Origin of the sequence: Haliea sp., assembly GCF_040221975.1 — a bacterium.
Taxonomy (GTDB): Bacteria; Pseudomonadota; Gammaproteobacteria; order Pseudomonadales; family Halieaceae; genus Haliea.
In genome coordinates this window covers 225,400-243,237 of the sequence record NZ_JAVJWR010000023.1, presented here as the reverse complement: position 1 = coordinate 243,237, position 17,838 = coordinate 225,400, and the positions used below count along the sequence as shown (strand labels likewise).

The window sequence follows — 17,838 nt, the reverse complement described above, 5'->3', positions numbered from 1 at the left end:
GGGGGTTGGGGGAGCTGTGCCTGGAAAAAGCAAAAACACCAAAAACGACTGAAAAATACACAAACAAGCGGCTGGCTGCGCGCTACGGAATCGCAGCGGCAAAAATATCGCCTTCACCAGCGCACTCGTGCAACATTGGGGCTAAGGAAGCCTTCGTCCGTAAAACGGCCAGGGACTTTACGGATTTTGTAGTGCTTCAGAGTCTTGTCGCGCTGGCTGAGTTCGGCAGCATGTTGCGCCTGCTGATCACCCAGCTGGGTAATCAGCTGCGCGGCCATCTGGCGGAGCTGATCCTCTGAGAGCTGTGTGAGATCGGTGCGTGATTCCATGACCGCTACTGTGCCAAGGAATCGGACACGGCACCAGATCAACTATTTGCGTAGACTGCCGCGCCTGTTTTTGCTCTGCGCTATTGCCGGTCAATGACGTGGTTGGCCGCGGCGTATTGCCAGGGCAAGCCGACCACGAGAGCCTTTAGTTGTGCACTGTCGAGCGTGACCACACCACCCGTTCGCGGGGCGCTCCAGATGAACTTGCCCTGATGTAACCGGCGTGAGGCGAGCCAAATACCAAAGCCATCACACACCAGCACCTTCATCCGATTGGCGCGCTTATTGGCAAATACGTAGGCACAGTGGTGCCGGGCTTCGCCAAAGCTGTTGATGACTCGGGCCAGCGCCGTATCGGGACCGGCCCGCATATCGAGGGGTTCACGCGCGAGCCGGATCTCGCCGATCTGTATCACTGCAGGATGGCCTTCAGCCAGACAACCGACAGATCTATCTCGCTCAATGGCCATTCCACGGTGACCGGGCCGCGCGGCGCATCCAGCCGGATGCTGACAGTGGGCGAAACTCCCGCTACGCTCTGGCGGGGATTGGATTGCGCTTTGGCGGGCGCAGGTAGCCGCACAAATTCCCCGGCACCATCGACCGGCGATAACTGGCGCCATTTGTGGACCAGGTTGAGGTTCAGCCCATGGCGCAGCGCGACCTCCGCCACCGAGGTGTTTGGCTGCTGGCACTCAGTCAACACGCGGTGCTTGAACCCCGCCGAATAGCGACGGCGCCGCTTGATGACTCTGGGAACAGACGCTTCGTTATCCATATCAGGTGCCCACTTAGGATTAGGTGGGCACCTAGCTTACGCAGTTCGCGGGGCTCAGGAAGATGGGTTTACCGGACGGTTACCGTACACCGGACAATGTGTACTATCAGGATGCTGCCAGGCTGGCGGCATGACCCGAGGATGCACTTATTCAGCTGTCCAATTTATGGGGTCCATTTCTGTGAAAACCGGCCCATCCCCCGTTAAGTGGGTAGAGCCAGTGGGTAGAGCCGGTAGAGCCTAAAAATGGCGGTGAGGGAGAGATTCGAACTCTCGAACGGTTGCCCGTTACACACTTTCCAGGCGTGCGCCTTCGACCACTCGGCCACCTCACCGTAAGGGCGCGAATGTTACCACAATCGCTGCCCGTTACCAGTCCCGGGAGGGACTTTCGCGTGAATTGCCGGCCTACTGCCGCGCGAGCCGCAGCCAGGGTGGCTGGCCGCCGCCGCTGCTGCGGAAGGGATTGATGTCGAGGCCACCGCGGCGGGTGTAGAAGGCCTGCAGGTGCAGGAACTCGGACCGGCAGCGCTGCTGGATGTCGCGAAAGATGCGCTCAACGCACTGTTCGTGAAACTCCTGGTGTTCGCGGTAGGCCAGGATATAGCTGAGCAGTGCGGCCTGCTCGAGGGCCGGCCCGCGGTAGTGCAGCCACAGGGTGGCCCAGTCGGGCTGGCCGGTGACAGGGCAGAGAGAGCGCAGCAGGTGGCTGTATAGCTGCTCTTCAACCACCCTGGCCGGGTCGCAGCGCAGCATTGTGGCCTCGGGTTCGCGGCGGGGCCAGCGGCCCGGGGCACTGTCGATGCACTCGCCACTGGGCTGGCCCGGGGCAATTGCCGGGTCATCGGGGTCGAACACCGCCAGCGCGACCTGGCCACCGGCCGCGGCACTGACATCGCGGACAATGCAGGCGAGCGCCGCGGTGTCGTCATCAAATACCGCGTTATTGAGGGAGTTCAGGTACAGCTTGAAAGACTTGGACTCCACCAGGTTGGGCGTGCTGGCGGGGATGCTGAAGCGCCCTACCCGCACCTGGGCCTTGTCGTTGCTGTCCAGCCAGGACAGTTCATAGGCGTGCCAGATGTCCACCCCGTCGAAGGGCAGCGGCTGGCGCAGACCGAGGGCGTCGCGGGCCTCGCGCCGGGGTATCGGGAACAGCAGCTCCGGTGCGTAGTGGCCCACCACCGGTACCTGCCGGCCCAACAACAGGTCATCGTTGTTCACACCAGCGCCTATTGCCGCAGCCGCTTGCCAGTATTCAGCAGGTGCATGCTGTAGAACCAGGCGAGTGCGGTGAAGAAGGCGATCATGCCGAAGGCGAAACCCAGGCTGACATCGGACACGCCCAGGACCCCGTAACGGAAAGCGTTCACCACGTATACCAGCGGGTTCAGTTTGGACACGTTGGCCCAGAATTCCGGCAGCAGATCCATGGAGTAGAACACGCCCCCGAGGTAGATCAGTGGCGTCAGCACGAACGTCGGAATGATGGAGATATCGTCGAAATTGTTGGCGTAGACGGCGTTGATGAAGCCGGCCAGCGCGAACAGGATCGATGTCATCAGCACGATGACCACTACCACGAAAAAATTGTGCATGTGCAGCTGGGTAAAGAACAGGGACACGATGGTAACAATAATGGCGACCAGCAGGCCCCGGGTCACACCACCAATCACATAGCCCAGCAGGATGATGTAGTTGGGCGTAGGCGACACCAGCAGCTCTTCCACGCTGTGATTGAATTTGGAGCCGAAAAAAGACGACACCACGTTGGAGTAGGAGTTGGTCACGATCGCCATCATGATCAGGCCTGGCACCACAAACTGCATGTAGGTAAAACCGCCCATGTCGCCGATGCGGGAGCCGATCAGCGAACCGAAGATCACGAAGTACAGAGACATGGTAATGGCCGACGGCAGCAGGGTCTGGGTCCAGATTCGCAGGTAGCGCTTGATCTCCTTGCGCAGGATGGTCATCAGCGCGATGTACTGTTCACGCAGGCTCATGCCGCGCCCTCCACCAGGTTGACAAACATTTCTTCAAGCCGGTTGGCGCGGTTGCGCATGCTGCTGATCCTGATGTTGGCCTTATTGAGGCCGGCAAAAACTTCGTTGATATGCTGGCCCTTCTCGACTTCGATCTCCAGGGTGTTGTCGTCCACGCGACGCACGCTGAAGCCATCGACAACTACCGATTCGGGCAATGCATCAACCGCATCAAAGATGAACACTTCCCGGTGCAGGCGCCGCAGCAAATCGCGGATGGACGTGTGCTCGACAATTTCGCCATGGTTGATAATGGCGATATTGCGACAAAGCGCTTCGGCCTCCTCCAGGTAGTGGGTAGTGAGGATGATGGTGGTGCCTTCGCGGTTGAGTTTCTTGAGGAAGTCCCACATGGAGCGGCGCATTTCGATATCGACGCCGGCGGTGGGCTCGTCGAGGATCAGCAGCCGCGGCTGGTGCACCAGGGCGCGGGCGATCATCAGGCGCCGCTTCATGCCACCGGACATCATCCGCGAGGGCACGTCGCGCTTGTCCCACAGGCCCAGTTCCCGCAGGTACTTCTCGGCGCGCTGCACCGCCAGTTCGCGGGGCATGCCGTAGTAACCGGCCTGGTTGACGACAATGTCAAAGGCCTTCTCGAACATGTTGAAGTTGAATTCCTGGGGCACGATACCGATGTTTTTCTTGGCGCCGGCGAAGTCGACGTCGATGTCGGTGCCGTACACCGCCACCCGGCCACTGGTCTTGGATACCAGGGAACAAATGATGCCGATAGTGGTGGACTTGCCTGCCCCATTGGGCCCGAGCAGGGCGAAGAAATCGCCCTGCTGCACTTCCAGGCTGATGCCCTTGAGCGCCTTCAGGCCACTGCCGTATTCCTTGGTGAGATTTTCAATCGTCAGTGCTGGTATCATGCAGCCTCATTGCAACTACGGGAAAATGAAAGCCCGCTATTGTACCCGCAATCGACCTACCGAACGAGACAATGGACGATATCCAATACCTGCAGTACTGCCGCGGACTGTGGCATGAATTCTCCCGCACCCTGGCCCGCCGCACCGCCGCCCTCGACGAGCAGGATCCGCTGCGTTTGCTGGCGGAGGAATGCCTGGCCCTGCCCGAGGCAGATCTGTACCGCCATGGCACCGCCCTGGCCCTGCGCCTGTTCAGCCACCACCCGGAGTTCGCCCCCACCTTTCCCCGCACCCTGCTGTGGTTCCTGGGTGGAGACTGTCTGCACGTAATGACCGATGAGGAAATCGCCACGTTCCAGGCCCTGGATGAGGAGCGCCTGGCAGCGGCAGAGCGCGGTGCCACCTTCGACTATCGGGCCGAGGCGAGCGCGCGTCTGCAACTGCCCTGATTTCGCGCAAAAAACTGTCCCCGGGTATTGACGTACTTCGGCTCACTACCTAAAATGCGCGCCTCTCGATTGAGACCTTTGCGTCCCCTTCGTCTAGTGGCCTAGGACACTGCCCTTTCACGGCGGTAACAGGGGTTCGAACCCCCTAGGGGACGCCACTCAATTGAGACAGCATTACACCGATCTGCGGGAATAGCTCAGTTGGTAGAGCGCAACCTTGCCAAGGTTGAGGGGGGGCGCCCAGCCTCGCCGGTTCCGGCGACCAGTGATATAGTTGTTACAGAGTTACAGTGCGGGAATAGCTCAGTTGGTAGAGCGCAACCTTGCCAAGGTTGAGGTCGCCGGTTCGAACCCGGTTTCCCGCTCCATCTAAAGATCCCTGCCCTGAAGGCTTCAGAGTTCGAAGTGGATCGCCACCCCGGCCGTTTCCCGCTCCATCTAGTCCACCACCACCGCCCCCATCGCCCGTACCAGCGGCACCTGCTCCCTGTTGGTCACCCGCACCCTGCTGCCCGCCAGTTCCCGCCGCAGAGGATAGTCCTTGCGCAGCCGGTCGAAGGCCGCCCGGGCCGCGGTTTCCGGGGCACCCAGAACGGCCTCGCGCAGGCGCCGGTCATCCGCCGCCAGGTCGTACCGAAGCCGGCACAGGTGGCGCAACAGATCTGCGCCCGCTAGTTCCGGCGGCAGTTCTACCAGAGGCGCTGGCGCACCCCCTGCCGGCGCTGCGGAGGCTAACTGCAACTGCTCACGCAACGCCTGGGCCAGCATCCCGGTCGCTGCCAGCTTGGCGTCATGACTGTAGCCCGCGATGTGCGGGGTACCGATCTGTACACATTGCAGGAGCCTCGACGACACCGTTGGTTCAAACTCCCACACATCCAGCACGCAGCGGGGCGCATGCGTCGCTAGCAGGCGCGACAGCAGGGCATCATTGGCCAGTACCGGCCCGCGACTGGCATTGATCAGCAGTTGTTCCCGCCGCAGGGTGGCCAGGGCCTCCGGCCCCAGCAGATGGCGGCTGGGCCAGGGGTCGGTGGTGGTCAGTGACGGGTGCAGCGACAGTACGTCGCAGCCGAGAATCTCGTCCAGGCTCGCGGGAGTTGCCAGCGTAGCCTGGTCCAGCCAGGGGTCGCAGTGGAGGCTGGCGATACCCAGGGCCCGCAGGCGCCGCGCCAGCAGGCTGCCCACATGCCCATGGCCAACAATCCCGACCCGGCCACCGGCCAGCAGGCACTCCAGGAAGTCGTCAACTGCGGCTATGGCCGCGAGCACGTATTCCACCACCGAGTTGGCATTGGCTCCCGGAGCGGCGGCAAAACCGATGCCCTTGCGCTGCAGCCAGGGAATGTCGATATGGTCCACGCCTGCTGTGGCGGTACCAACAAAACGTACCGGGGTGCCCGCAAGCAGTTGCTCGTCAACCCGGGTGACAGAGCGCACCAGCAGCACGTCAACCTCCGCCAGGTCCAGCGTCCGCAAACCGCGGCCTTCGACCGTGCGGACAGGGCCAAGATCACCGAAGCAGTCGTGCACGGCCGGTATATTGCGGTCCGCGAGGATGCGCAGCCCGCTCAAGACAGGGCGCCCGGCGTGAAAAGCCCTGGCGTCAGACGGACAGTGTTCCCGAACTCCAGCTCCAGAGCGGTATAAAACTGCCGGGCGCGAGGCGGCAGGCCCTGGCGGGCCCGTCGCTGGGCCTCAATGCACACCGCCCGCTTGAAGGCGCTGTGATCTGCGGCTGCGCCGCCCTCTGCCGCCAGGTTGTCGGTGCTGACCCGAAAAGGGTAGCCACACGCGATGGCGAAGCACCACTCCAGTGCCTGGGGTGCCACCTCAACAGCCTCGAAAGCGGCCTGCTGCCCGGGATCGCGTCCTTCCGGCGCATACCAGTAGCCAAAATCCGGCAGCAGGCGTCGCTTCGACCCGGCGATGCACCAGTGCGCCACCTCGTGCAGGGCGCTGGCAAAGAAATCCTCCCGATACCAGAGCCGGTGGGGCTCGCCTGAGCTCGTGGCGGGCGCATAGAACGGCTCCTCGGCGCCACCACACAGCAGCGTGTTTTCGGAGCCGAAAAAGCAGGCGGCGAATACGCGCTGCAGGCGCAGCGCACTGAAGAGTTCAGAAGTCGGGGCGGCTGCCAGCGGACCCATCGGGACTTACGCCCCCTTGCGCAGCAGGAACAGGATTTCCCCGCCCTCTTCCACCTGCTGCAGGAGATCGTGGCCGAGAAAGCTGCAAAACCTGGGAATATCGCGCAGGGTTGTGGGATCGGTGGCGATCACGCACAGGGTCTCGCCCGGGGCGATGTCGCGCATGCTGCCGTGCAGCAGCATTACCGGTTCCGGGCAATAAAGACCGGTGACATCGAGCTCATGGTCCGCGTCGAGTCGCATCAGCCGATGGTCTCGCCCGCCAGCAGGGCCCGGGCCGCATCGCGGGACACCAGGTCCCAGCTCTCACTGTCGCTGTCGTAGAGCAGACGCATGTCACCGCTGTCCAGTTGCCGCCGCAGATTGGCTACCTTTTCTTCGAGGCTCAGCTCGCGATCGCCGTAGTCTGTGCCATCCCTGCTGGCAAACTCCTCCAGCAGGCCGGCCAGAGCATCCGGTGCCAGCCGCGCCGGGGGTATCTCCAACAGATTGGCCAAGACTCACTCCGGCTTGATAAACCGGAGGGTCATGCGATCGCTTTCGCCGATGGCTTCGAATTTGGCGCGATCCTGATCGCCACCGCGCAGGGCCGGAGGCAGTGACCAGACGCCGTGAGGGTGATCCGCGGTATCTTTCGGATTGGCGTTGATCTCGCTGGAGGCGTCCAAGGTAAAGCCCGCCTTTTCGGCGGCCGCAATCACATGGGCTTCGGTCACGTAGCCACTCTTGGCCATGGCCTCGACATCATCGCCGGACTGGGCCCGGTGCTGTACCAGGCCCAGCACGCCACCCGGCTTGAGCGCGGTGTAGGCAGCCGCCAGGGTGCCATCGAGACTACCCATCCCCATCCAGCTGTGCACATTGCGGAAAGCCACCACCAGATCGGCCGAGCCCGCAGGTGCTATTGCGGTCTCCGCTGGAGGTGCAAGCGCGGTCACCACAACCGGGCCATACAGCTCGTGGTTTTCGGCCAGCTTCTGCAAGAAGCCGCCGAGGGCGTTGCGGAAGTAGGGGCTGCCCGCGGCGTTGGGGCTGAAGTGGGCAGCGTAGAGCTTGCCGCTTTCCGCCACCAGCGGCGCCAGTACCTCGGTGTACCAGCCGCCACCGGGGGACAACTCAACGACGGTCATGCCCTCCTTGATACCAAAGAACTCCAGGGTTTCGCGCGGGTGGCGCGACGCATCCCGGGCCTTGTTCGTTTCGGCTCGCTGGGGGCCGTCGAGAGCGCTGTCCCAGTCGAGCTCGGCGTGCGCGGGCGCAATGGCCAGCGCCAGTAACAGTGCAACAGCATATTTCATGGTGCTTTCCTTCTGCCTCGTGGGGTTGCGGGTTAATATACGGGCTGTAGCAGCGAATGTGGAGTCCGATCGTGCAAACTTCTTTTATCGTGACGTTTATCGGCGACGACCGCCCGGGTCTTGTCGAGCAATTGTCCAGCGCCATTGAGCGCTGTGGCGGCAACTGGCACGAGAGCCACCTGTCCCAGCTGGGCGGCAAATTCGCCGGTCTGGTGCTGGTATCGCTGCCCGAGGACGCGGCAGAGACCCTGCAGGAGACCCTCAAGGCCCTGGCCAGCAGCGGTATCAGCGTCCGCGTTACCCCCGCCTCCGCGGGAGCTGCCAGCGGTGAAGGTCGCCGGATCAGCCTGGCGGTGCTGGGGCCGGACCGTCCGGGTATTGTACGGGAAATTTCCAGGGCGCTGGCGGCTGAGCAGGTCAATGTCATAGATATGGAGAGTGAGGTCAGCAGCGCGCCAATGAGCGGCGAGCCCATGTTTCAGGCCGACATCCTGGCAGAAATTCCGCAGTCGGCATCCATGGATGTGCTGGCAGACGCGCTGGACGCAATCGCCGAGCACATGACGCTCGAGATTGACCTCGGCGCCAGCTAGCCCGGCGCCCAGTCCGTCTCAGTCACCACGCCGCCACAGGCGCCGCAGCAGAATCCACAGGACGGCCGCAGCGGCCGCAGCCAGTATCAGCGCCAACACCACCGCCAGGGTCTGCAGAAACAGCGCCCAGAGCCGTTCAGGCGGCACCTCGAAAGTATCCATCGCCGCCCACACCAGCGCCGCCATGGCCAGTACGCCAAGGATAATGGTGCGGACGTAGCGACGCCTGCGCTTTGCCACCGGTCGCATCAGTGGCCAGGCGCCGAACCGGGGATGGCCGGTGTGTCGCAGACCACGTCCATGTTCTGGCCGCGATGGCGCAGCACGTGGTCCAGCAGCACGATAGCGAGCATGGCCTCGGCAATCGGGGTGGCACGGATGCCGACACAGGGGTCGTGGCGGCCGTGGGTGGCCATCTCCATGGCCGTGCCGGCGGTGTCGATGGTGGCGCCGGGCTGACGGATACTGGAGGTGGGCTTCAATGCCAGGCTGACGGTAATGTCCTGGCCGCTGGAAATGCCGCCCAGCACGCCACCGGCGTTGTTGCCGACAAAGCCCGCCGGGGTCAGCAGGTCGCGGTGCTCGCTGCCCTGCTGCTCAACAACCGCAAAACCGGCGCCGATCTCCACGCCCTTGACCGCATTGATACTCATCATGGCGTGGGCAATATCGGCGTCGAGGCGGTCGAACACCGGCTCCCCCAGCCCCGGCATTACGCCGCTAGCGACTACATTGATACGCGCCCCGATCGAGTCGCCGCGCTTGTTGAGCGCCGCCATGTACTCTTCCATCGCCGGCACCCTGGCAGGGTCCGGGCAGAAAAAGGGGTTCTGCTCTACTGCGTCCCAGTCCAGGGTCTGGGCCCGGATCGGCCCCAGTTGGGCCAGGTAACCACGCACCAGGATGCCGTAGCGCTGCTGCAGGAATTTTTTCGCGATGGCGCCGGCGGCGACCCGCATGGCGGTTTCCCTGGCCGAGGAGCGGCCGCCACCGCGGTAGTCGCGGAAACCGTACTTCTGCTGGTAGGTATAATCGGCATGAGCCGGGCGGAAGGTGCTGGCGATACTGGAATAGTCCTTCGAGCGCTGGTCGGTATTCATGATCAACAGACCGATGGCGGTGCCCGTGGTTTTGCCCTCGAACACGCCCGACAGGATCTGTACCTCATCGGCTTCGCGACGCTGGGTGGTATAGCGCGAGGTGCCGGGCTTGCGCCGGTCCAGGTCACGCTGGAGGTCCTCGACCGCCAGCTCCAGGCCTGGAGGACAGCCGTCGACGATACAGCCAAGGGCCGGGCCGTGGCTTTCGCCGAAGCTGGTCACCGTGAACAGCTTGCCGATGGTGTTGCCTGACATGGTGCGAGGGCCTCCGCCAAAAACGTTGCAGTATACGCTATCCGCGCAGGCTTGACCGGTATTCCCGCAGCTCCCGCGCAGTCAGGGCAAATACGCCGTGGCCGCCGTGTTCGAACTCCAGCCAGGTGAAGGGTACGGTCGGGAACGCCAGTTCCAGCGCTTCCTGACTGTTGCCGACTTCCACCACCAGCAGGCCCGAAGGCTGCAGGTAGTCTTCCGCCATCTGCAGCAGACGCCGGGTGAGGTCGAGTCCGTCGACCCCGGAGCCCAAAGCCAGTCCCGGCTCGTGGTGATACTCCGGCGGCATGGCCGCAAGATCATCGGCATCGACATAGGGTGGGTTGCAGACAATGATGTCGTAGCGTTCACCGGCAACGGCTGCAAACAGATCGGATTGCAGCACCCTGACCCGGGCTTCCAATCCGAGGTCGGTGACATTTTCCGCGGCCAGGGACAGCGCCTCAGAGTCCAGGTCCAGCAGGTCTACCCGCGCTTCCGGCAGGTACCAGGCACTGGCGAGACCAATACAGCCGCCACCGCAGCACAGATCCAGAATTCGCTCCGGGCCGGGACCCGCGTACCAGGGTTGGAACCCGGCCAGCACCAGCTCGGCGATGGGCGAGCGCGGGATGATCGCGCGCGGGTCACAGCGCAGGGGCAGGCCGGCAAAGAAGGCCTTCCCGGTGAGATAGGGGAGAGGGACACGGTCTTCAATGCGTGTGTGCAACAGACTGGCCATGCGTACAGCCTGCTCGCGGGTAACCGGATGGGGCAGCGCGCTGTTGTCACTGTCGGCGGGCAACCCCACCACCGCCAGCACCAACTGCACTGCCTCGTCCCAGGGATTGTCGGTACCGTGCCCGTAGCATAGATCGGCCGCGTCCAGCGCGGCAGCGACCAGGTCCAGGGCTTCGCCAACGGAGGTGGCGCAGTGAAGCTGTTCATGTGCGATATTCATGGTTTACGGCAGCTGCCAACTGGAGGCCATTACTGGCGGGTCAGGTCTCGCATTGTAGCATCAGTGCGCTGTCGCAATGCGAGACCTGACCCCAATGTTTGCCTTGCATAGACGCGATTGCTACTATCGCCAGCCCGCCCCGGCGCGGCGGTCAATTCAGGAGACAGGGCGTGGAACAAAACTGGGCAAAGATTATTGAGGCGATTGGCGAAGACCTCTCGCGACCCGGCCTCGCGGACACGCCCAAACGCGCCGCCAAGGCTTTCGAGTTCCTCACTCGCGGCTACCAGCAATCGGTGGCAGATGTCGTCAACAACGCCCTGTTTCCCTCCGACTCCAGCGAAATGATTTTGGTACAGGATGTGGAGCTCTACTCCCTCTGTGAGCACCACCTGCTGCCTTTCATCGGCAAGTGCCACGTGGCCTACATCCCTACCGGCAAGGTGCTGGGTCTGTCCAAGGTTGCGCGCATTGTCGACGTGTTTGCCCGCCGCCTGCAGATCCAGGAATCCCTCACCACGGAAATCGCCCAGACCATCATGGATGTCACCGAGGCCGAGGGTGTCGGCGTGATCATTGAGGCCCAGCACATGTGCATGATGATGCGCGGTGTTGAGAAACAGAACTCTTTGATGAAAACATCGGCAATGCTGGGCAGTTTTCGCACCGAGCAGAAAACCCGCGACGAATTTCTCTCCCTGCTGCAATTGCGCCGCTGATTCCCCCGGATCCCGCAGTCCAAAGCGGGGGCGCGAGATCACTCCTCCGGGGGCAATTTCAAAACATCAACGTGCAGATACTGGCGGTCAGTGGTACGGGCGCCGCTGTAAAACACCACCCGAAACTCTCCCGCCGCGCTACTCACCGCATAAACCCGATAGCGCTGCTCGTCGGCGCGTCCGTAGAGAATACGCTGGTTGAAGACGCGGCTGGCCCACTGGGCACCCGGCCCACAGGCGCGGGCATCGCAGGAGTAAAGCAGCTCCGCTCCCGCCTCAGCCAGCTCTGCCTCCAGATTCTGCAACACTCTCCTGGCGGCAAAGCCGTCAATGATCTGCCAGGTCTCGCGTGCAAGTTCGCCGTCCAGGCGTTCGCTGCGACGAAAGATCCAGTCGCCAGAGGATTTCTGCAGGGCATCCAGGCCAATCTCGTGATCGCGTACGGTTTCCACCTTGCGGGCGATCGATACAGCGTGAGGATAGCGCTCCAGTTCCTGCAGCAGGGCAGCCGGATGGTAGGTATCTTCCGCCTGGGTGATGCTGCCTGCCAACAGCAGCGCGGCCAGCAGCAACTGGGTGGTACGCCTGATAAGTGCCGGATTAATCAACGATCCCTCCTTGTGGATGCACCGGGACGGCGCTCAACCAACGGCAAACTTCCCGTCCCGCGCCTGTTCGCTGTACATCATAGCACTGAAGATCCCCGGCACCGGCCGCTGCTGGTGCGGAATCCCGTACAAACCATTGACCTGCGGCGCAACAACCGCAAGGGGGCGCGCGCAGGACTGCTGCCCGCAACGCGCTCGGCACTGCGCGGCTGTGTCAGCCCTTGCTCAGTTGCAACAATAGCGCATTGAGCTTGCTGACAAAGCTCGCGGGATCATCCAGCTGACCGCCCTCTGCCAGGGTCGCCTGATCAACCACGATATGGGCGAGGTCGGCAAAGCGCTTCTCATCTGCCTCGGTATCCAGCATTTTCAGCAGCGGATGAGCGGGATTGATCTCAAGAATCGGCTTGCTCTCGGGTACGGGCTGACCCGCGGCCTCGAGGATTCGCCGCATCTGGGCACCGATGTCATGATCGCCCACCACCAGGCAGGCCGGAGACTCGGTGAGTCGCGCCGAGGGACGCACCTCGGATACCTTGTCCTCCAGGACCTTCGCCAGCCGCTCGACCAGGGCCTCGCTGTCCTTCTTCAACTTTTCCTGCTCAGCCTTGCCTTCTTCTGAGTCGTCCTCGAGGTCCAGGGCACCGCGGGCGACATCCTGCAAGGTCTTGCCATCGAACTCCTGCAGCTGGTTCATCAGCCAGTCGTCGACGCGATCACTGAGCAGCAGCACTTCGATCCCTTTCTTGCGGAACACCTCCAGATGCGGGCTCTTGCGCGCTGTATTGAAGTTCTCCGCGACCACATAGTAGATTTTATCCTGGCCTTCCTGCATGCGGCTGACATAGTCCTCCAGGGACTGGTCCTGTTCCGCACTGTCGGTATGGGTGGTCGCGAAGCGCAGCAGTTTGGCGATTTTTTCCTTATTGGCGAAGTCCTCCGCAGGGCCTTCTTTCAGTACCTGGCCAAACTCTTTCCAGAACGTGGCGTAGGCCTCCCCGCCCTTTTTGGCCAGTTTGGACAGCATGTCCAGCACACGCTTGCTGACGGCGCCGCGCATGGCGTCCACGGTGCTGTCCTGCTGCAGGATTTCGCGCGAGACATTGAGCGGAAGGTCGCTGGAGTCCACCACGCCCTTGACGAAGCGCAGGTACAGAGGCAGGAACTGCTCCGCATCGTCCATGATGAAGGTACGCTGCACGTAGAGCTTGAGACCGCGAGCCATGTCACGGTTCCAGAGGTCGAACGGCGCGCGCCCGGGGATGTACAGCAGGCTGGTGTACTCCTGCTTGCCCTCGACCTTGTTGTGGCTCCAGGTCAGGGGCTCTTCGAAGTCGTGGGAGATGTGCTGGTAGAAGGCCTTGTACTCTTCGTCGCTGATCTCTGTACGGGGACGGGTCCACAGGGCCGTGGCCTCGTTCACGGCCTTGTACTCCCGCTCAGGCGTCTCGTCGCCCTCCCCGGCATCCTCCGCGGCCGGTTTTGCCGCCTCCAGCATCATTACCGGCACCGAGATGTGGTCGGAATATTTCTTGATCACACTGCGCACACGCCAGTCGTCGGCGAATTCGCTGCAATCCTTTTTCAGGAACAGGGTAATGCTGGTGCCACGGCTGTCCTTGGCCCGGCCCTCGATGGAGAACTCGGACTCACCGTGGGACTCCCACAAAACACCCGTATCGGCGGGCTCGCCAGCCTTGCGGGTATGCACTTCAACGCGGTCGGCAACGATGAAGGCGGAGTAGAAGCCCACCCCGAACTGGCCGATGAGTTGCGAGTCCTTGCGCTGGTCCCCGGTGAGGTTTTGCAGAAAGGCGGCGGTGCCGGACTTGGCGATGGTGCCGAGGTTGTCGATCACCTCGTCGCGGGTCATGCCAATGCCGTTGTCGCTGATGGTGATGGTATTCGCGTCCTTGTCGACGTCAACGTGAATGGCGTAATCGCCCTGCCCTTCCAGCAGTGACTCATCCGCCAGCGCGGCAAAACGCAGCTTGTCGATGGCATCGGAGGCATTCGAGATCAGCTCCCGCAGGAAGATTTCCTTGTTACTGTACAGGGAGTGGATCATCAGGTGCAGTAGCTGACGAGCCTCGGTCTGAAAGCCCAGGGTTTCTTTTTTCACATCCGCAGTCATGGTTCCCTCGCGTGTCGTGGCTGGTGTTCGGGTTTTTCACACAAGTTGGACAGATGGGGGCGGAGTGGTGGCTTTTCAAGTCAGGCTACTGCATATTAGTCTCATAACAACACGGAGCAACGCGATGAAAACAGCCCGCCCACACCTCGGTCTTGCCCTCGGCCTGACCGTCCTTGTGCTCACGGCCTGCAGTGACAGCAATGACTCCGCCCCGATGGCACCAATGCCAGAGCCACCGCCTGCGCCAAGCTATCTGCCCATCGCGCAGCCCGAGGTGGCGGATCCGCCGGACGCGGGCAACCTGTTCCTGCTGTCGACCACGTTCGACCTGGCCGACGTGGGCTACCGGCAACGCGAGTTTTTCCTTGCCGGCGAGGCGACGGCATTTCGCAATGTCAGCGAACTGGGCAGCGATGGAGCCTGGGAAGTCGAGCCCGCGGAAACCGCGCCCTATCGCACCCGGGTAGTGGTCTACCAACCGCTGGACGCGGAAGATTTCAGCGGCACTGTGCTGGTGGAGTGGCTCAATGTCACCGCTGGCTTCGATACCGGCCCCTCCTACGGCTCCGGCCACGTGGAAATCCTGCGTCAGGGCCATGTCTGGGTGGGCGTATCGGCCCAGCGCGTGGGGATCGAGGGCAGCGAGACCCCGGTGGCGCCGTTGCACCTGAAAGCCGCGAATCCGGCACGCTACGAATCGCTGGACCACCCGGGTGACAGTTTCTCCTACGACATGTTTTCCCAGGCAGCCCAGGCCCTGCGGGAACCCGGCAACATGGACCTCCTCGACGGTCTCGAGATTGAGCAGCTGGTCGCCATGGGCGAGTCCCAGTCCGCGGGCAGGCTGGTCACCTACATCAATGCGGTGCACCCGCTATACAACACCTTCGACGGCTACATGGTGCACAGCCGGGGCGACGGCGCACCGGCCCTGGCGCAGTCGCCGCTGGAGCCCATCGCCACCCCGGACAGCGTCTTGATCCGGGAAGACCTCAACGTGCCCGTGTTCAACTTCCAGACCGAGACCGATGTGCTGCTGCTCGGCTCCATCAACGACCGCCAGCCCGACAGCGACCAGTTCCGCCTCTGGGAAGTCGCCGGCACCGCCCACGGCGACTACTACTCGTTCATTATCGGTCGCGAGGACACCGGCGAAGATCCCCGCTTCCTGCTGGTGGAGGAAGCCAACGGCATTCCCGGCTTCCTGAACTGCGCCCGCCCGGTCAATGCCGGGCCCATGGCCTGGGTCTTCGGTGCCGCCCTGCGCGCTCTGGATACCTGGGTACGGGACGGCACTCCACCGCCCACCGGGGAGCCGCTGGCGGTCGATGACACCGGCAGCGCGTTCCTCAAGGATGATCTCGGCAATGTCCTCGGCGGCGTCAGAACCCCCTGGGTGGACGCGCCGGTAGCCATACTCTCCGGAGAGGGCCAGGAAGGCGACCGCCTGTGCTTCCTGTTCGGCACCACCGTACTCTTCGACGCCGCGCAAATGGCCTCCCTCTACGTCGACCAGGCCGGCTACGAAGCCGCCGTCGCCGAAGCCCTGGACGAAGCCATCGCCGGCGGCTTCCTGCTGGAGGAAGACGCTGCGCGGATCCGTGCGGCTGCTCCGCTCCAGTGGCAGGCCCAAGTGCAGGAGTGACACCAGACGCCCCGGAAAATGAGTGACCGTGGTTCCATTGCCTGCTGCTAAAGTGGATAATTCCATGGTGAAGACTCGTCGAACCGTGGAAGAACTGCTGGAACTGGTGCCGGATGCCGGCATGATAGTTGATCGCGACAGTACCCTGGTGCTGGTCAATACCGCGCTGGCGCGCATGTTCGGCTACCCTCGGGAAGCACTGCGTGGCGACAGGCTGGACCGCTTGTTGCCGCAGGCACTACACGCGAAGCACCAGCAGCATGTCAGGGACTTTTTCAGCTCAGCCGCGAACAGGCCCATGGGCCAGGGTTTCCGTTTCCTGGGGGTACGAGCGAACGGCGAGGAATTCCACGTGGAAATCATGCTCAGCCACTTCAGTCTGGACGACGAGACCTATGCCATGGCCTTTGTCCGCGACACCACGGCGCTCAAGATGACAGAGGAAAAAATCCGCCGGGAACTGGAGCAGGAACGTACGCTGGCCCTCACTGATCACCTGACCGGACTCGGCAACCGGCGCGCATTTACCCTTGAACTGGAAGAGGACCTGGCCGAGCTCAGCCAGCATGGCTGGCAATTTGCTGTCTGCTTTATCGACCTCGATGATTTCAAGCTGGTAAATGACACCTATGGCCACGCGTTTGGAGACAGGGTCCTGCAGGACATTGCCAGGCTGATACGGGCGGACTGCAGGAGTACTGACTTTGTTGCCCGAATCGGTGGCGACGAATTTGCCACCATCCACCCGAGCGCGAATCTGGAGGATGCCATGCTCGTCCTGGAGCGGGTTCGCACCAGCATAGTGCGAGAACTGCATGAGCAGCATTGGCCGGTGACGCTGTCCATGGGCATCTGTCACTGCAACGAACGCAACCACAGCCATACGATTCGGGAAATACTGGGGGCGGCGGACAAGGCCATGTACGAGGCCAAAAAACAGGGCAAGAACCGCATAGAAATCGCGAAGCTCTAAAGCCGGAAACAAAAAAGCCCGCACCAGGCGGGCTTATTTGACTGTGGCCGGCATTACTTCCAGCCGGTAACCTCTGCCAGGGCACTGCCGATATCCGCCAGACTGCGCACGGTTTTCACCCCGGCATCTTCCAGCGCCGCGAACTTCTCGTCCGCCGTGCCCTTGCCACCGGAAATAATGGCGCCAGCATGTCCCATGCGCTTGCCCTTGGGCGCGGTGACACCGGCGATGTAGGATACCACCGGCTTGCTGACATTGGCCTTGATGTAGGCAGCGGCTTCCTCTTCCGCAGTGCCGCCGATCTCACCGATCATCACAATGGCTTCCGTGGCCGGGTCCTTCTCGAACATCGCCAGGATGTCGATAAAGTTGGAGCCCGGGATCGGGTCGCCCCCAATACCCACGCAGGTGGACTGGCCGAAACCGGAATCCGTGGTCTGCTTGACCGCCTCATAGGTCAGAGTCCCGGAGCGGGACACAATACCGACCTTGCCCGGCAGGTGAATGTGACCGGGCATGATGCCGATCTTGCATTCGCCGGGGGTGATGACACCGGGGCAGTTGGGGCCGATCAGGCGCACACCCAGCTCGTCGCACTTGACCTTGGCATCCAGCATGTCCAGCGTGGGAATACCTTCAGTGATGCACACGATCAGCTTGATCCCGCTGTTGGCAGCTTCGAGGATGGAATCCTTGCAGAACGGCGCCGGCACGTAAATGACCGACGCTTCGGCACCGGTCTTTTCGACCGCGTCAGCCACGGTATTGAACACGGGCAGGCCCAGATGCTCCTGGCCACCCTTGCCCGGGGTCACGCCACCGACCATTTTGGTACCGTAGGCGATCGCCTGCTCAGAGTGGAAGGTGCCCTGGGAGCCGGTAAAGCCCTGGCAGATTACCTTGGTGTTCTTGTCGATCAGGATACTCAT

At 62.5% G+C, this 17,838-nt stretch carries 22 protein-coding genes and 3 tRNA genes; 8 read left to right on the top strand and 17 right to left on the bottom strand.

All coding sequences use genetic code 11. From position 1 onward, the window contains the following. Positions 1-299, top strand: a 299-nt coding sequence (locus tag RLO07_RS09670) for a hypothetical protein (protein ID WP_462291921.1), incomplete at its 5' end; no start/stop codon positions are given. Between the two features lie 110 nt (positions 300-409). On the opposite strand, the gene tnpB is transcribed toward RLO07_RS09670, so the two are convergent. The 6 genes from tnpB to RLO07_RS09640 all read right to left on the bottom strand — a co-directional run bounded on the left by tnpB (position 410) and on the right by RLO07_RS09640 (position 4,027). Continuing rightward, entirely contained in the window at positions 410-745 is a 336-nt protein-coding gene (gene tnpB, locus RLO07_RS09665) for an IS66 family insertion sequence element accessory protein TnpB (RefSeq protein WP_462291920.1), read from the bottom strand. Beyond that, positions 742-1,107, bottom strand: a complete 366-nt coding sequence (locus tag RLO07_RS09660) for a transposase (protein WP_462291919.1) — start codon at positions 1,105-1,107, stop codon at positions 742-744. Before RLO07_RS09660 ends, tnpB begins: the two co-directional genes overlap by 4 nt. 247 nt (positions 1,108-1,354) lie before the next feature. Then, a tRNA-Ser gene (locus RLO07_RS09655) sits at positions 1,355-1,442 on the bottom strand. Between the two features lie 73 nt (positions 1,443-1,515). Beyond that, positions 1,516-2,331 carry an NADPH-dependent 7-cyano-7-deazaguanine reductase QueF gene (gene queF, locus RLO07_RS09650; protein WP_462291918.1) on the bottom strand — a complete coding sequence of 272 codons (816 nt, stop codon included), beginning with the start codon at positions 2,329-2,331 and terminating at the stop codon, positions 1,516-1,518. Positions 2,332-2,339: 8 nt separating this feature from the next. Further along, on the bottom strand, positions 2,340-3,113 hold the full coding sequence (locus RLO07_RS09645) for an ABC transporter permease (RefSeq protein WP_462291917.1): 774 nt from the start codon (positions 3,111-3,113) through the stop codon (positions 2,340-2,342). After that, positions 3,110-4,027 (bottom strand): ABC transporter ATP-binding protein, encoded by a 918-nt coding sequence (locus RLO07_RS09640; protein ID WP_462291916.1) that lies wholly within the window; start codon positions 4,025-4,027, stop codon positions 3,110-3,112. Before RLO07_RS09640 ends, RLO07_RS09645 begins: the two co-directional genes overlap by 4 nt. Before the next feature lie 71 nt (positions 4,028-4,098). Here RLO07_RS09640 and RLO07_RS09635 point away from each other — a divergent pair, with 71 nt between their 5' ends. From RLO07_RS09635 to RLO07_RS09625, 3 genes are all read left to right on the top strand, one after another. Continuing rightward, entirely contained in the window at positions 4,099-4,476 is a 378-nt protein-coding gene (locus RLO07_RS09635) for a PA2817 family protein (protein WP_462291915.1), read from the top strand. 82 nt (positions 4,477-4,558) lie between these two features. Further along, positions 4,559-4,634, top strand: a tRNA-Glu gene (locus RLO07_RS09630). Between the two features lie 134 nt (positions 4,635-4,768). Next, positions 4,769-4,844, top strand: a tRNA-Gly gene (locus tag RLO07_RS09625). A 70-nt stretch (positions 4,845-4,914) separates the two neighbouring features. On the opposite strand, the gene RLO07_RS09620 is transcribed toward RLO07_RS09625, so the two are convergent. From RLO07_RS09620 to RLO07_RS09600, 5 genes are read right to left on the bottom strand one after another with little or no spacing between them, the layout of a single operon-like run. After that, entirely contained in the window at positions 4,915-6,051 is a 1,137-nt protein-coding gene (locus RLO07_RS09620; RefSeq protein ID WP_462291914.1) for a 4-phosphoerythronate dehydrogenase, read from the bottom strand. Further along, positions 6,048-6,626, bottom strand: a complete 579-nt coding sequence (locus RLO07_RS09615) for an elongation factor P hydroxylase (protein ID WP_462291913.1) — start codon at positions 6,624-6,626, stop codon at positions 6,048-6,050. Before RLO07_RS09615 ends, RLO07_RS09620 begins: the two co-directional genes overlap by 4 nt. 6 nt (positions 6,627-6,632) lie before the next feature. Continuing rightward, on the bottom strand, positions 6,633-6,869 hold the full coding sequence (gene tusA, locus RLO07_RS09610; RefSeq protein WP_462291912.1) for a sulfurtransferase TusA: 237 nt from the start codon (positions 6,867-6,869) through the stop codon (positions 6,633-6,635). After that, a complete protein-coding gene (locus tag RLO07_RS09605) occupies positions 6,869-7,123 on the bottom strand; it encodes a YheU family protein (RefSeq protein ID WP_462291911.1) in 255 nt (84 codons plus the stop codon). Before RLO07_RS09605 ends, tusA begins: the two co-directional genes overlap by 1 nt. Before the next feature lie 3 nt (positions 7,124-7,126). Further along, positions 7,127-7,924, bottom strand: coding sequence for a class I SAM-dependent methyltransferase (locus RLO07_RS09600; RefSeq protein ID WP_462291910.1), 798 nt, complete (start codon positions 7,922-7,924; stop codon positions 7,127-7,129). A 71-nt stretch (positions 7,925-7,995) separates the two neighbouring features. On the opposite strand from RLO07_RS09600, the gene RLO07_RS09595 reads away from it, so the two are divergent. Beyond that, positions 7,996-8,517, top strand: a complete 522-nt coding sequence (locus RLO07_RS09595; protein WP_462291909.1) for a glycine cleavage system transcriptional repressor — start codon at positions 7,996-7,998, stop codon at positions 8,515-8,517. Positions 8,518-8,535: 18 nt separating this feature from the next. Here the strand turns inward: RLO07_RS09595 and RLO07_RS09590 are convergent, their stop codons facing one another. The 3 genes from RLO07_RS09590 to prmB are packed head-to-tail and all read right to left on the bottom strand — an operon-like array spanning position 8,536 to position 10,830. Next, positions 8,536-8,757: a hypothetical protein gene (locus RLO07_RS09590; RefSeq protein WP_462291908.1), complete on the bottom strand. Its 222-nt coding sequence runs from the start codon at positions 8,755-8,757 to the stop codon at positions 8,536-8,538. Positions 8,758-8,765: 8 nt separating this feature from the next. Then, positions 8,766-9,872: a chorismate synthase gene (aroC, locus tag RLO07_RS09585; RefSeq protein ID WP_462291907.1), complete on the bottom strand. Its 1,107-nt coding sequence runs from the start codon at positions 9,870-9,872 to the stop codon at positions 8,766-8,768. A gap of 37 nt (positions 9,873-9,909) precedes the next feature. Beyond that, the gene (gene prmB, locus RLO07_RS09580) at positions 9,910-10,830 is read right to left on the bottom strand and encodes a 50S ribosomal protein L3 N(5)-glutamine methyltransferase (RefSeq protein ID WP_462291906.1); all 921 of its coding nucleotides are present in this window, start codon (positions 10,828-10,830) and stop codon (positions 9,910-9,912) included. 125 nt (positions 10,831-10,955) lie between these two features. Between prmB and folE the strand changes: the two genes are divergently transcribed. Continuing rightward, positions 10,956-11,549 (top strand): GTP cyclohydrolase I FolE, encoded by a 594-nt coding sequence (folE, locus tag RLO07_RS09575; protein WP_462291930.1) that lies wholly within the window; start codon positions 10,956-10,958, stop codon positions 11,547-11,549. Positions 11,550-11,587: 38 nt separating this feature from the next. Here the strand turns inward: folE and RLO07_RS09570 are convergent, their stop codons facing one another. Both RLO07_RS09570 and htpG read right to left on the bottom strand, forming a co-directional pair. Further along, on the bottom strand, positions 11,588-12,157 hold the full coding sequence (locus tag RLO07_RS09570) for a DUF4892 domain-containing protein (protein WP_462291905.1): 570 nt from the start codon (positions 12,155-12,157) through the stop codon (positions 11,588-11,590). A 214-nt stretch (positions 12,158-12,371) separates the two neighbouring features. Next, positions 12,372-14,291 (bottom strand): molecular chaperone HtpG, encoded by a 1,920-nt coding sequence (gene htpG / locus RLO07_RS09565; RefSeq protein ID WP_462291904.1) that lies wholly within the window; start codon positions 14,289-14,291, stop codon positions 12,372-12,374. Positions 14,292-14,415: 124 nt separating this feature from the next. On the opposite strand from htpG, the gene RLO07_RS09560 reads away from it, so the two are divergent. Together RLO07_RS09560 and RLO07_RS09555 are read left to right on the top strand one after the other, a co-directional pair. Then, positions 14,416-15,936 carry an alpha/beta hydrolase domain-containing protein gene (locus RLO07_RS09560; RefSeq protein WP_462291903.1) on the top strand — a complete coding sequence of 507 codons (1,521 nt, stop codon included), beginning with the start codon at positions 14,416-14,418 and terminating at the stop codon, positions 15,934-15,936. Between the two features lie 64 nt (positions 15,937-16,000). After that, the gene (locus tag RLO07_RS09555; protein ID WP_462291902.1) at positions 16,001-16,909 is read left to right on the top strand and encodes a GGDEF domain-containing protein; all 909 of its coding nucleotides are present in this window, start codon (positions 16,001-16,003) and stop codon (positions 16,907-16,909) included. Between the two features lie 53 nt (positions 16,910-16,962). Here RLO07_RS09555 and sucD read toward each other — a convergent pair whose 3' ends face one another. Then, complete coding sequence (gene sucD, locus RLO07_RS09550; RefSeq protein WP_462291901.1) at positions 16,963-17,838, bottom strand: succinate--CoA ligase subunit alpha; 876 nt, start codon at positions 17,836-17,838, stop codon at positions 16,963-16,965.